The 14,343-nt window shown below is 57.2% G+C and carries 9 protein-coding genes and 1 pseudogene; 9 read left to right on the forward strand and 1 reads right to left on the reverse strand.

What is annotated here, in order from left to right; genetic code table 11:
- Window positions 1–274: 274 nt before the first annotated feature.
- The 4 genes and pseudogenes from BM352_RS05810 to BM352_RS05820 all read left to right on the forward strand — a co-directional run bounded on the left by BM352_RS05810 (window position 275) and on the right by BM352_RS05820 (window position 6,876).
- Window positions 275–3,580: a transglutaminase family protein gene (locus BM352_RS05810; RefSeq protein WP_090213690.1), complete on the forward strand. Its 3,306-nt coding sequence runs from the start codon at window positions 275–277 to the stop codon at window positions 3,578–3,580.
- Window positions 3,581–3,582: 2 nt separating this feature from the next.
- On the forward strand, window positions 3,583–5,994 hold the full coding sequence (locus tag BM352_RS05815) for a circularly permuted type 2 ATP-grasp protein (protein WP_245780925.1): 2,412 nt from the start codon (window positions 3,583–3,585) through the stop codon (window positions 5,992–5,994).
- Window positions 5,995–5,997: 3 nt separating this feature from the next.
- Window positions 5,998–6,231: pseudogene (locus tag BM352_RS19105) on the forward strand (transglutaminase N-terminal domain-containing protein); the annotation flags it as partial.
- A 63-nt stretch (window positions 6,232–6,294) separates the two neighbouring features.
- On the forward strand, window positions 6,295–6,876 hold the full coding sequence (locus BM352_RS05820) for a transglutaminase-like domain-containing protein (RefSeq protein WP_245781031.1): 582 nt from the start codon (window positions 6,295–6,297) through the stop codon (window positions 6,874–6,876).
- 182 nt (window positions 6,877–7,058) lie between these two features.
- Here BM352_RS05820 and BM352_RS05825 read toward each other — a convergent pair whose 3' ends face one another.
- Window positions 7,059–7,841, reverse strand: coding sequence for a transglutaminase-like domain-containing protein (locus BM352_RS05825; RefSeq protein WP_090213695.1), 783 nt, complete (start codon window positions 7,839–7,841; stop codon window positions 7,059–7,061).
- Between the two features lie 316 nt (window positions 7,842–8,157).
- On the opposite strand from BM352_RS05825, the gene BM352_RS05830 reads away from it, so the two are divergent.
- From BM352_RS05830 to BM352_RS05850, 5 genes are all read left to right on the forward strand, one after another.
- On the forward strand, window positions 8,158–8,742 hold the full coding sequence (locus BM352_RS05830) for an ANTAR domain-containing response regulator (protein ID WP_090213697.1): 585 nt from the start codon (window positions 8,158–8,160) through the stop codon (window positions 8,740–8,742).
- Window positions 8,739–9,926, forward strand: coding sequence for a CmpA/NrtA family ABC transporter substrate-binding protein (locus BM352_RS05835; protein ID WP_090213700.1), 1,188 nt, complete (start codon window positions 8,739–8,741; stop codon window positions 9,924–9,926). The genes BM352_RS05830 and BM352_RS05835 overlap by 4 nt, the downstream gene beginning before the upstream one ends.
- Before the next feature lie 222 nt (window positions 9,927–10,148).
- The gene (locus BM352_RS05840) at window positions 10,149–11,516 is read left to right on the forward strand and encodes a CmpA/NrtA family ABC transporter substrate-binding protein (RefSeq protein WP_090213704.1); all 1,368 of its coding nucleotides are present in this window, start codon (window positions 10,149–10,151) and stop codon (window positions 11,514–11,516) included.
- A 70-nt stretch (window positions 11,517–11,586) separates the two neighbouring features.
- Window positions 11,587–12,660 (forward strand): ABC transporter permease, encoded by a 1,074-nt coding sequence (locus BM352_RS05845; protein ID WP_090213707.1) that lies wholly within the window; start codon window positions 11,587–11,589, stop codon window positions 12,658–12,660.
- 5 nt (window positions 12,661–12,665) lie between these two features.
- Entirely contained in the window at window positions 12,666–14,342 is a 1,677-nt protein-coding gene (locus BM352_RS05850) for an ABC transporter ATP-binding protein (protein WP_175500628.1), read from the forward strand.
- The last annotated feature ends 1 nt before the right edge of the window (window position 14,343 follow it).

Consider the following 14,343-nt stretch of genomic DNA (forward strand, 5'->3'; position numbering starts at 1 on the left):
GCAAGAGTTGAATAACCTACCTGACACGTTTCGCTAGCCGAACGACGTCCGCGCGCATTTGAAGCGCAAAAACTGCGCTTGCTGAATGCTGGCCATCAGATCATCGCGACACCCGGCGAGTTGCTAGGCTATTTTGCAAATCGCCTGAAGGTTGGAAAGCGATGCTACAAAAACGCTCTAACGCGCTGCTTGTTGTGAATGGTCCAGTGTTCCAAGGAATTGGTGGTTGCTGCTATCGGGCTGCACGTCCACTGTGCCTGTAAGGAGTGCCTTCATGTCAATCACCGCAAGCATCTACCATCTGACGCACTATAAGTACGACAGGCCAGTCACGTTGGGTCCGCAGGTGATCCGCCTGCGCCCAGCCCCGCATTCGCGGACACGTGTCATTTCGCACAGTCTGAGCGTCTCGCCTTCCGCCCATTTCGTGAACCATCAGCAGGACCCTTACGGCAACTGGCTGGCCCGTTTCGTCTTTCCCGAGCCCGTGCGCGAGTTCAAGATCGAGGTCGATCTGGTTGCGGATATGTCTGTTTACAACCCTTTCGATTTCTTCGTCGAAGACAGTGCAAAGGACTTCCCTTTTGCTTACGATGACGACATCGCCACTGACCTGAGCATCTATTTGCAGCGTGATCCGGTGGGGCCTTTGCTCGAGAAGTTCCTGACGACAGTGTCGCGCGAACCTATGGTCACCATCGATTTTCTGGTGGCGCTGAATATGCGTCTGGCGAGCGAGATCAACTACGAAATCCGAATGGAAGCAGGGGTCCAGACCGCAGAGACCACCCTTGGTCGCGCCTCTGGTTCGTGTCGCGATTCCAGTTGGTTGCTGGTACAGGTGCTGCGCAATCTTGGTATCGCGGCACGGTTTGTGTCGGGCTACCTGATCCAGCTGAAGCCAGACCTTGTAGCGCTTGACGGCCCGGCGGGCACCGATACCGATTTCACCGATCTGCACGCTTGGGTTGAGGTATACTTACCCGGTGCAGGCTGGGTCGGTCTTGACCCCACTTCGGGGCTGTTGGCGGGCGAAAGCCATATTCCACTCGCGGCAACCCCGCACTACCGCCACGCCGCCCCGATTTCAGGCGTAGCCAGTGCGGCAGATGTCGAATTCTCGTTTGATATGCAGGTGACGCGCACGGCCGAACATCCGCGCATCACCAAACCATTTTCGGATGATGCATGGGATGCGCTGAACACTCTTGGCCATGCCGTCGACAAGCGCTTGGAAAACGGCGACGTGCGCCTGACCATGGGCGGAGAGCCGACATTCGTATCCATCGATGATTTCGAGAGTGCCGAGTGGAACTCCGACGCCGTCGGCCCCGCCAAACGTGGGCTTGCCGACAAGCTAATGCGCCGATTGCAGGGCAAGTTTTCGACTGGCGGATTACTGCATTACGGTCAGGGAAAATGGTATCCGGGCGAGACTTTGCCACGCTGGACCTTTTCGCTCTACTGGCGCAAGGACGGTCAGCCGATCTGGCACAATCCCGATCTACTTGCGCAGGAAGACACGCATGAAGATGTTGGCCCCGAAGAGGCGCAAAAGCTGCTGGCCGCTATCGCGGCCTATCTAGACGTGCCAACGCAGAACGTATTGCCTGCCTTTGAAGACCCTGCCGAATGGATCATCAAGGAAGGCAATCTGCCAGCCAATGTGACGCCCGAAAACTCGAAGTTGGCTGATCCCGAGGAACGCGCGCGCATCGCCAAGGTTTTTGAACGCGGCCTGACAACGCCTGCTGGCTATGTCCTGCCGGTGCAACGCTGGCAAGCAAAGGCGTCCAGCCGTTGGATGTCCGAAGTTTGGAACTTGCGCCGCGGCAAGGTCTTCTTGGTGGCAGGCGACAGCCCAGTTGGCTACCGCCTGCCGCTTGGCACGTTGCCGCATGTACCTGAAAGCGATTATCCCTTCATCGTGCCTCAAGACCCCACGGAGCCACGCGCGCCTTTGCCTGACGCGGTTGAGCCAGATCAGCCGGTTGCCCACCGCACGCAGGGCAGTGCCGGACAAGAACAGGTAGAGCAAACCTTGGGCGATCTATCCGGTCGCGTGCGCACCGCGATCTCGGTCGAGCCGCGCGATGGACGGCTATGTGTGTTCATGCCGCCCGTCGAAACGCTTGAAGACTATTTGGAGCTGATTGCCGCCGTCGAAAGTGCGGCCAAATCCGTTGGGCACAAGGTCTTGATCGAAGGGTACGCGCCGCCCCATGACCCTCGTGTGGACGTGATGCGCATTGCCCCTGACCCAGGTGTAATCGAGGTCAACATCCACCCCGCTGCCAATTGGGACGCCTGCGTAGACACCACGCAAACCGTCTATGAAGAGGCGAGGCAATGTCGCCTTGGCGCCGATAAATTCATGGTTGATGGCCGCCACACCGGCACGGGTGGCGGAAACCACGTGGTCGTTGGCGGCGCCACACCAGGTGACAGCCCGTTCCTGCGTCGCCCCGACCTGCTCAAAAGCCTGATCCTGTTTTGGCAACGCCACCCGAGCCTGTCCTATCTGTTTGCAGGTACCTTCGTTGGGCCAACGTCTCAGGCACCGCGTATCGACGAGGCACGCCATGACGTGCTTTACGAACTTGAGATCGCGCTCGACCAGATCTGGCCACCGACCGACGGCGCCGCTCCGCCCCCATGGTTGACCGACCGTCTGCTGCGCAACGCGTTGATTGATGTCACCGGTAACACCCATCGCACCGAGATTTGCATCGACAAACTGTACTCGCCAGATGGCCCGACTGGACGGCTTGGCCTTGTGGAATTTCGTGGCTTTGAAATGCCACCAAACCCAAGGATGAGCCTTGCGCAACAATTGCTGCTGCGTGCCATCATCGCACGCTGCTGGGAGGCTCCGATTAGTGGAAACCTGACCCGGTGGGGCACGACCCTGCATGACCGCTTCATGCTCCCTGCCTTCATTTGGGAGGATTTTCTTGAGGTGCTTGAGGATTTGCGCGCCCACGACATGGTGTTTGATCCCGATTGGTTCAAAGCGCAGGCCGAATTCCGTTTCCCCTTCTGTGGCGAAGTTACGTACGAAGGTATCACGCTGGAATTGCGCCAGGCGCTGGAGCCCTGGCATGTCATGGGCGAAACCGGCGCAATTGGCGGCACAGTGCGGTATACTGATAGCTCGTCGGAGCGGCTTCAGGTCACGCTTAAAGGCGCAAACCCGGACCGTTACAAGGTCACCGCAAATCGGCGCTGCGTACCGCTGACGCCCACAGCTACAAATGGCACACGGGTTGGTGGCGTGCGCTACAAGGCTTGGAAGCCGGCAATGTCGCTGCATCCTGTCCTTGAAGTGGACGCACCGCTGACGTTTGATATCTTTGACACATGGTCAGGCAAGTCGTTGGGCGGGTGCCGATACTATGTGGCCCACCCCGGTGGCCGCAATTTCGATACCTTCCCCGTGAACGGCAACGAGGCAGAGGCGCGGCGGTTGAGCAGATTTGAAAAAATGGGGCACAGTGCAGGAACAGAGCCGCCCACGCCCGAGCGGCCGCATCCCGAATTCCCGATGACGCTGGATTTGCGGCGGCGAGCTGGACTGTAAAAATGCAAACGTCACAACCTTCTGCACACAGACCGAAAGACCACAGCTTGCTGGAGGCCTATGCCGTGCAGAACATGGCATCAAACGACGAGATGCTAGCACCTGACGGTACGATCAAGCCTGTCTGGGCGCCGTTCTTTGAGCATCTGTGCGGCCTATCGCCCGAGGAACTGGGCTTGCGCTTTTCGCGCGGGGATCAGTATCTGCGCGATGCCGGAGTTCTGTTCCGCCAGTATGACGAAACCCTGTCCACCGAACGGGAATGGCCGCTTAGCCACATCCCTGTGATCATTGGCGACGACGAATGGCAGATTATTTCCAAAGGGTTGATCGAACGGGCGGACCTGCTGGAATATGTTCTGCGGGATTTTTACGGCGACAACAGCTTGGTGACTTCTGGCCAATTGCCCGCAAAACTGCTCAGCCAGAACCCCGCGTGGCTGCGCCCCATGGTCGGGGCAGGTAAGCAAGGCACTCATCTACTCAACACACTGTCCTTTGAAATTGGGCGTGGTCCTGATGGTAAGTGGTGGGTGATCAGCGATCTGATCGAAGCGCCTTCGACTGTCGGTTTTGCCGTTGAAAACCGGATCGCGATGGGTCGCGTGTTTCCGAACTTTTTTGCAGGCGCGAACATTCATCGACTGGCCGGATATTTTCAGGGTTTCCAGCAAAGGTTGATGGACATCAAGGGGCGCAGCTCGGGTGAGGTCGCGTTGCTGTCGCCCGGTCCGATGAACCAGAACTATGCCGAACATTCATATATGGCCCGCTATCTTGGCTTGCTGCTGGTTGAAGGCGAAGACCTGATCGTGCAGGACGGCAAGGCTATGGTGCGCACGGTAGCGGGCCTGAAACCGATAAGCTTGCTGTGGAACCGTTTGCCCAGCTCGATGTTCGACCCTCTGGAGCTGGATTCGGAGTCGATGTTGGGCGCCGCGGGGCTGGTCGAGGCGATCCGCTCGGGCGCGCTCAAGACAGTGAATATGGTCGGGGCAGGCGTGCTTGAAACACGCGCGCTGATGGCATTTCTTCCGAAGATTTCTAGTGCGCGTCTTGGGCGGAAGCTGGCCTTGCCCAACATTGCAACATGGTGGTGCGGTCAGGACAGCCAGCGTGACCATGTGATCTCAAACTATGCGCAGATGATGGTGGGGGATGCGTTCTCGACTGTTCCACTAATGTCGGACCCACATACAACCGTAATGGGTGAAATGGCCGATGGATCGCACGATCAGCACTTGGCCGATCTGCTCAAAAGCAACGGGCATAACCTTGTGGGCCAAGAGGCCGTGACATTGTCGACCACACCGGTCTGGCATGACGGTCATCTGGTCCCGCGCCCCATGTGTATCCGTATTTCGATGGGGCGCACGGAAGATGGTTGGGCCGTGATGCCCGGAGGGTATGCACGGATCAGCGCGGGCGATGATGCCAAGGCATTGGCGATGCAGCGCGGAGGGAAAGTGGCGGACGTTTGGGTCACGAGCCGCACCCAGGTCAAGACACCAAGCCTGTTATCAACATCGAAAAGTACTGTGACGCGCAGTCTGACTCATGCGCTCTTGCCTAGCCGTGCGGCGGACAATCTGTTCTGGCTTGGCCGCTATGTTGAGCGCTCTGAACAGAACATGCGCTTGTTCCGCGCATATTTTGCGCGAATTTGTGACGGCGCGGATCACAGCGACATCATACCCGCATTTATTCGCGATCATTTGATGGACGGCGTGGAACCCAACGCCGCTGCCATTGCCGTTCGGTTTGGCGAACCTTTGGGTCTGGCACTTCAATCGGCGTCCCGTATCAGCGACCGCTTTTCACCCGACGGGATGATGGCGCTGCGCGGGCTAGTCATGGATGCCAAAGCTCTGGAAGGCCAGCAGGTGCCGCTTGAGGACGCGCCTGTCCAGATCAGCCGGTTGTTGCGTCAGGTCACCGGGTTTGCGGGTCTGGTGCACGAAAATATGTATCGCTCGGACGGGTGGCGGTTCTTGAGCATCGGCACGTCTCTGGAGCGCGCGGCGAATATGTGCGATCTGCTGAGTGCTTGCCTTTCTGCAGAGCCGTCAAGTGGCGCGCTGGACCTTGCCTTGGAAATCGGGGACAGCGTTGTGACACATCGCACCCGGTTTCAAATTGCCGCCAGTGTGAGCTCTGTCACCGACCTTTTGGCGCTTGATCCAAACAACCCGCGCGCCGTTCGCTATCACATCACGCGTTGCAAGGCTCACATTGCAAACCTGCCCAGCCAGCATCACGATCATCACATGAGCCACGTGGCGCGCCAGATTTTGCTGCTTGAAACGCAGCTGGCGACCGGCGCACCCGCCGACATATCCCCCGAGGTCCTGACTCAGGTCAAACAGGACATATGGGCTGTATCCGACACTCTCAACTCATATCACCTAGCCTGATTGATGATCTATTCTATACGCCTGACAATCGCCCATTTTTACGAGCGACCAGCTGCAAACAGTCGCCATTTGATCCGCGTATTGCCCCGAACACTGGTAGGGCGGCAAAGGCTGACGACGCATCTGCTTGAGATTTTTCCGGAACCGGAGACGCGATCCGAGGGTTTGGACTTCTTTGGGAACACGACGCATTCCTGTGCGCATCGTGATCAACATTCAGAGATGTCGATCAAATTGTCATGTCATGTCGATATGCACGCGCCACTTCTCTGGCAAGATCTGTCGCCAGATGTCGCGCGCATGCGTTCGAACTGCGATGACCTGACTGATCTGAGCCCGACATCGCCGTTGCATTTTCTTGGGCCAAGTCCGCGACTGCCACCAAATAACGCGATCCGCGATTTCGCGCTCGACCTTTACGAGCCAAACGCAAGCGTCGTCGAAAATGTGATCCGCATTGGCAAGGCGTTGCACGACGCGATGACCTTTGATGCAACGGCGACCACTGTGGATACAGTCGCGTCAGATGCATTTCGCTTGCGCCGCGGTGTTTGTCAGGACTTTACGCATATTATGATCCTTGCCCTGCAATCCCTCGGGATCCCAGCGGGGTATGTCAGCGGCTATCTACGCACACTTCCGCCGCCCGGCGGCGTCAAGCTAGAGGGTGCCGATGCAATGCACGCATGGGTGCGGGCTTGGTGCGGGCCAGAGCAGGGTTGGATCGAATATGATCCGACCAATGCCACGCTGGTCGGAACCGACCACGTCGTTGCAGGCTACGGGCGCGACTATTCCGACGTTTCGCCAGTACGCGGGCACCTGCGGTCTTCGGGCGGCCAAAAGAACTCGCAAGCGGTGGATGTCGCTATTGCCGGTTAGGAAAATCTGCGGCGTGGTGTGAGTTCGAAACAGGGGATGTGCATCTCTGCATCACACTCGCCTGCGAAAATCGAGGTATCTGGGGGCGTCTGATCACCTGATAGAGCGTGTTTCGGACCAGTCTTGCGACATTAGGCATTGTCGGCCCCGGCACTCGGGCGCGGCCGCCTCAAATGCGTTCACTAAGCGGTCACACGCTGAACCTGAACGCTTTGCTCTTGCAGGTTTAACGGCCCGTAGGAGGTCAAAAAAGAAGCGTCCGCTGCGTCTCGACCAACACAGATCCGAACAATATCCGTCGGATGCGCCATACCTGTTGGATCAATAAGGTGCCACTCACCTTCAAGAAACACTTCGACCACAGCATGGAAATCCTGCGGCTTGACGTCCGGTGCATAGGCGCTGACAAAACGCGCGGGAATGCCCACGGCGCGTACCAAAGAAATCAGAACATGTGCATAATCACGGCATACCCCGCGCAGGGCAGCAAAGCTGTCAGTCGCAGTCGTGCCAGGGTCGCTACTATTGATGTCATAGATGAAGTTGGATGCGACCCAATCATTCATCGCCAGCACGCACGGGCCACCCGTCAGGCCCCCGAATTGACCGGCTGTGAAAGCCAGAAACAGATCGGACTGGCAATAGCGTGATGGCATGAGATACGAAATGACAGAATTAGGAAGCTTATGCCGCGGCGTTTCCTGAAGCCTGGCCAGATCGATAGCCGGTCTGTTGACCTCGAAATGCGCCGTATAATAGCAGTCCAGCTGGGCTCCGACAGAAACCCACCTGCGTATCCCGATGGCGTCTTCACCTTCCAGTTCACGAACGGTCCCACCGGACATCAGTGACAAGCAGGGATTATCACAGCGTTGTCCGGCATCGGTGGTCGGTTCGATCTGAAGCAAGGCTTCGCAGGCCTGCGTTGCAGAATAAACGAGGCTTGCTGTCACGGTGAGCAACACGGGAACACTCCAGATCAGGGAAAGGGAAAAGAAGGGCGAGCTATTGCAGTCAATCTGTTCGCTGTCGACAAGATTCAGCGCCCGCAACGTAGGATGTGCGAGAATTCAGGCTTTCATGTCCGGCCTCGGTGAGCCAGCCTTAAACCATGGCTCCATTGTGTATTCTGGGTCCGATGTCAGGGCGTAGTTCTTAAAGTGCCTGTTCCTTGCTCAAGACACCACCGTAACGCAAACTTGCAAGGCATTGCGCCTAATTTCACGGGGCACAGCACAACGCCGCTAGCCTCTGTGCGGTGAATGACGTTACCCCGCCGGAGTGCAAACAGATCTGACCATACTCGTGGTTGAGCGCGACAAGACCAAGGCGCATGAAATTATTGATGCGCTCATGGATGGCGGCTGGCATGACGTGACCGTCATATCGTCCCCTGCAGCGCTTGAGCGCGAGATAAAGCACCAAGATCCCGACATCATCCTAATCGACCTTGCGAACCCCGACCGTGATACGCTGGAGCATCTTGGCCTTGTCTCAAACGCGCGCAACCGACCTGTTGCGATGTTTGTTGACCATTCGGACGAGTTGATGACACAGGCGGCAATTTCGGCGGGGCTGAGTGCATATGTGGTGAATGGTCTGCAAAAGCACCGCATCAAACCCGTCATCGAAACCGCAATTGCCCGTTTTCGGATGATTGCAAAGATGCAGTCAGAACTGGACGCCGCAAAGCAGGCGCTTTCGGATCGCAAAATGATTGATCGCGCAAAGGGACTGCTGATCCGAGCACGTGATATTTCAGAGGATGAGGCCTACGGCCTTTTGCGCAAAACTGCGATGGATCAAGGGCGCAAAGTAATCGACGTCGCAACAGCATTGGTGACGGCTGCGGAGCTTCTGAGATGAAGACGACCCATGTACATTGTGGCTATCTTCCGCTTGTAGATTGCGCCCCGTTGATCATCGCCAAAGAGTTGAAATTCGCGGCTCAGGAAGGGCTTGATCTGACGTTGGTGAAACAACCGTCTTGGTCGGCCCTGCGCGACATGCTGGCGTTCGGGCAGATCGAGTTTGCTCATATGCTTTCGCCCATGCCGGTGGCGATGTCGTTGGGCTTGGGCGGGATGGCATCTGACATTGACGTTTTGATGGTTCTTTCGATCAATGGCACCATTATTGGCGTGTCCGATGACTTGAACCGTAGGATGGAAGCGACAGGGTGGGCGAACACGCTGGACGATCCATCGGCGACGTCGCAGGCGATCCTCGCAACGGACAAGAAGCCACTGCGAATTGGTGTACCGTTTCCGTTCTCGATGCATCGGATGTTGCTTGAAACATGGCTGTCTCATTCACCCGAGTTTGTAGCGGATCGCATTGAAATTGTGACCGTCCCACCGCCTAAAATGGCAGATGCGGTTCAGAGTGGTGAGCTGGATATGTTTTGCGTAGGCGAACCTTGGGGGTCGGTCGCGGTGCAGCAAAGTAATGCCACGCTTATCCTGCCAGGATCAAAAATCTGGGAGTTCTCGCCCGAAAAAGTGCTGGGCGTGCGAAATAAGTGGGCGGCGCAAAACCCCAAACGATGCCACGCGATGATCCGCGCCATATACAAAGCTGCCAGTTGGCTGGACCAACCCGAGAACGCACCGCTTGCCGTTGAGATACTTGCGCGAAGCCAGCATCTGGATTTGCCCGACCACGCAATTGATCCGGCCTTGAGTGGGCAATTCATCACTAGGCTGGGGCAGACGCCGCAGCAAATAGATCGCTTCCTTAGCTTTAGCAAGGGTGCGGCAAACTTTCCGTGGCGCAGTCAGGCCAGCTGGATTGCCGATGTCTTGTCGCGCTGGCACGGGCTTGATCGGGATCGATCGCGCCAGATCGCGCAGGCCTGTTTTCGCAGCGATATCTATCGCGATGCGCTTACCCCAATCGGGGCGGATTTGCCCGGAGCGTCACAAAAGGTGGAGGGCACGATGGAGGTGCCAACGGCAGTCGCCTCGACAATGGGTGAGATGATTCTGGGCCCGGATCGGTTCTTCAATGGCGCGGTTTTCGACTTTGACGGGGCAGAGCCGGTTAAATAATGGGCAATTGCTGCAACGCGGCAAAGAAGTGCTGCGTTTGCGAAGAAGCCAATGGCAACGCCGTTCCAGATGCGCCAAAGTCAGTCTTAAGGCAACGATGCCTGTACCGGCTGTCAAAGTTGCCAGCTACCGAATTAAGAGCAAAGCCGCTCGATTGCGCATGCACCTCCTCCCGCATGTGTCAGTCGTGCGGCTTTTTGCGTTTCTACAGGGACCAAGACGATGAAAACACTCAAATGGCTACTCGCCTCGACAGCTTTCTGCGCCAGCCCCGCGATGGCTGAGATGCTGGATCTCGAAAAAGAAGAACTGACACTGGGGTTTATCAAACTCACGGATATGGCCCCTTTGGCCGTCGCCTATGAGAACGGATATTTCGAGGACGAAGGGTTGTTCGTCACGCTTGAAGCGCAGGCAAACTGGAAAGTCCTGCTGGATGGCGTCATCGACGGTCAACTGGACGGCGCGCACATGCTGGCGGGCCAGCCTCTGGCTGCGACCATTGGCTATGGCACTCAAGCCCATATCATCACGCCGTTTTCGATGGATTTGAACGGCAACGGCATCACGGTGTCGAACGAGATTTGGGAGCAAATGCGCCCCCATGTTCCGCTGATGGATGACGGCCGTCCTCAGCACCCGATCAGTGCGGCAGCCCTTGCACCCGTGGTCGAGGACTACAAGGATCAAGGCATTCCCTTCAATATGGGGATGGTGTTCCCCGTTTCGACCCACAACTACGAACTGCGCTACTGGCTAGCTGCTGGCGGGTTGGAGCCGGGCTATTATTCTCCAGAGGACGTTAGCGGCCAGATCGGCGCAGATGTCTACCTTAGCGTGACGCCACCACCACAGATGCCATCGACCATGGAAGCAGGAACGATCTTTGGATACTGCGTAGGCGAGCCTTGGAACCAGCAAGCGGTCTTCAAGGGGATTGGCGTTCCGGTGATCACCGATTACGAGATTTGGCGTAACAATCCAGAGAAGGTTTTCGGGATCTCAGCTCAATTTGCCGAAGAGAACCCCAATACGACGATAGCCCTGACTAAAGCGCTCATTCGCGCCGCGATCTGGCTCGACGAGAACGAGAATGCCAACCGTGAAGAAGCGGTCGAGATTCTGGCGCGTTCTGAATATGTCGGCGCGGATGCAGATGTCATTGCGAACTCGATGACGGGCACCTTTGAGTATGAGAAGGGCGACATACGAGAGGTTCCCGACTTCAACGTGTTCTTCCGCTACAACGCGACCTACCCATTCTACTCGGACGCGATCTGGTATCTCACCCAGATGCGTCGATGGGGGCAAATCGCTAAACCGCAGACCGATGAGTGGTTCATTGAGACCGCCCAATCCGTGTATCGCCCTGACATCTACCTGGAGGCCGCGCGCCTTCTGGTTGACGGTGGCATGGCGAACGAAGTGGACTTCCCTTGGGACAGCGACGGTTTCAAAGCACCGACACCTGCGACCGATGTCATCGATGGCATTGGCTATGATGGGCGAGCGCCCAACGCTTACCTCGATAGTCTTCCGATCGGTTTGAAGGGTGATCAAATGATCGCCGGTTCCGAAATCCAGAATTAAGCCAACGGCCCGCCCCAACAGCGGGGCGGGCGCTCGTTCTCGCAAATTCCTCCAGATCACAGGTTCCGATATGACCGCTATTGACCCAGATACCCTTGACGCAGAGGCGCGCCGCGCGCGGCGATTTACTCGGATCAACAAGGCCGACGCATGGTTTCAGGTGCTTGGTTTGGCATGGCTGACGCCGATGCTGAAAGCGGCAGCCGGCGACAACCCTCGCGCGCAAGTGTCAGAAATCTGGCGGTTGCTGGGGATACCGCTTTTGGCGGTCTTGCTATTTATCGGGGCCTGGGCGGCATTGGCACCCACGGTCCAAACCTCGCTTGGCGCCATCCCCGGCCCGGTGCAAGTTTGGGAACAGGCGATCAATTTGAACGCCGACGCTGTGCGCGAACGCGAAAAGGAAGCGGCGTTCTACGCCCGCCAGGACGCGCGAAATGCCGAGTTAATCGCGAACGGTCGGGCCGATGACGTGCGTGATCGGGCGTATACGGGTAAGCCCACATATTATCAGCAAATCTGGACTTCGATCACGACAGTGTTCTTCGGGTTTCTCATTGGGTCTGCGATTGCCATACCGTTGGGGATACTGGCTGGCCTGTCCGCGACGGCCAACGCCGCAATCAATCCGATCATCCAAATTTTCAAGCCGGTTAGCCCGCTGGCATGGTTGCCGATCGTGACGATGGTGGTCTCTGCCGTGTATGCAACCAACGACGGCATGTTTTCCAAATCCTTCCTCGTGTCGGCAATCACCGTAACACTGTGTTCGCTCTGGCCGACATTGATCAACACCGCGCTGGGCGTGTCATCCATCGATAAGGATTTGGTTAGCGTTTCCAAAGTCCTGAAGATGAGCACCTACTCCAAGATCACGAAGCTGGTGCTGCCATCAGCCCTGCCACTGATTTTCACAGGTTTGCGTCTGAGCCTCGGTGTTGGCTGGATGGTTCTGATCGCTGCTGAAATGCTGGCGCAGAACCCTGGCCTTGGGAAGTTCGTCTGGGACGAGTTCCAGAACGGATCATCTCAGTCGCTGGCCAAGATCATGGTCGCGGTGTTCACGATCGGAATTATCGGCTTCCTGCTGGATCGTGCAATGTTCGCCCTGCAATCCATGTTCACCTTCACAGAGAACCGGTGATTGGCATGAGCATCCTGACATTTACGAACGTCAACAAAGGCTTCGGCGAAGGTAGCGCGCGCGCCGAGGTCCTCAGAAACATCAACCTCGATGTGAAGGAAGGCGAGTTCGTCGCGATCCTCGGGTTTTCGGGAACGGGAAAATCGACACTGATGAACCTGATTGCGGGGCTTGAGATGCCTGACACGGGGTCTGTTGCTTTCAAGGGCAACGCCATCACCGGTCCTGGGCCTGAACGCGGCTTGGTGTTTCAAAGCTATTCGCTGATGCCGTGGCTGACAGTTGGGGGAAATGTTGGCCTAGCGGTTGACGCCGTGTTCCCAAAACTGTCGCGCACGGAGCGGCAGGCAAAGATTGATCACTACGTTGGCATGGTCGGGCTTTCACACGCCACTGATCGTCGCCCGTCCGAGTTATCGGGGGGAATGCGCCAACGGGTTTCCGTTGCGCGGGCGTTGGCGATGAACCCTGAAATGCTGCTGCTGGACGAACCGCTAAGTGCGCTTGATGCACTCACACGTGCCAACTTGGCGGATGAAATCCTCGACATCTGGGAGCAAGACAAAAAGACCTGTATCCTGATCACCAATGATGTGGACGAGGCGATCCTTCTGGCGGACCGCATCATTCCGCTCAACCCAGATGGAACGCTTGCCGATCCTGTGGCCGTGGACATCCCGCGTCCACGCGATCGGGCGACGATGAACGACGATGCGACCTTCAAGGCGCTTCGGGCAAGGGTGACCAAGTACCTTATGGATGTGGGGATCGCGGCCAAAGTCGAGGAAACCCGCCATCTTCCGGACGTGACGCCGATCCACTCTGTTCCCGCGGTTGTCGCCAAAGCGCAGGAGGGCGGTATCGAAGAGCGGTTCCTGAACTTCTCGCAGCTACATAAAATTTATCCGACGCCCAAAGGCCCGCTGACCGTGGTCGAGGACTTTGACCTAAAGATTAACAAGGGTGAGTTCATCAGCCTGATCGGGCACTCTGGCTGCGGCAAATCCACGGTGCTCACAATGGCGGCGGGACTTAATCCGATCTCCAAAGGGGCAATCCGTCTTGATGGCTGGAATGTCGAAGGTGCTGATCCCGAACGCGCCGTGGTGTTCCAATCGCCCAACCTGTTTCCTTGGCTGACCGCCAAGGAAAATGTCGCGATTGGCGTTCACAAAGTTTATCCCCGCGCCTCGCAAGCCGAGCGTCAGGATGTAATCGAATATTATCTTGAGCGGGTCGGGCTGGCCGACAGCATGGACAAGCAGGCGTCGTCTATGTCCAACGGCATGAAACAGCGGGTGGGGATTGCGCGGGCCTTTGCTCTGTCTCCCAAGCTGTTGCTTTTGGATGAGCCGTTCGGAATGCTCGACAGCCTGACACGCTGGGAGCTGCAAGAGGTCCTGATGGAAGTCTGGTCGCGCACCAAGGTCACCGCGATTTGCGTCACCCATGATGTCGACGAAGCGATCCTGCTGGCGGACCGTGTGGTGATGATGACCAACGGGCCGCACGCGACAATTGGCAAGATCACCGATGTGAAACTTCCGCGCCCACGCACACGCAAGGCCCTGCTGGAACACCCCGATTACTACACCTATCGCGCTGAAGTTCTCGATTTTCTTGAAGAGTACGAGCACGGCGCGAAGCCCAAATCGAAACCCTCGAAGATCGCGGCGGAGTAAG

The sequence above is a fragment of the Litoreibacter janthinus genome, assembly GCF_900111945.1.
Lineage (GTDB): Bacteria > Pseudomonadota > Alphaproteobacteria > Rhodobacterales > Rhodobacteraceae > Litoreibacter > Litoreibacter janthinus.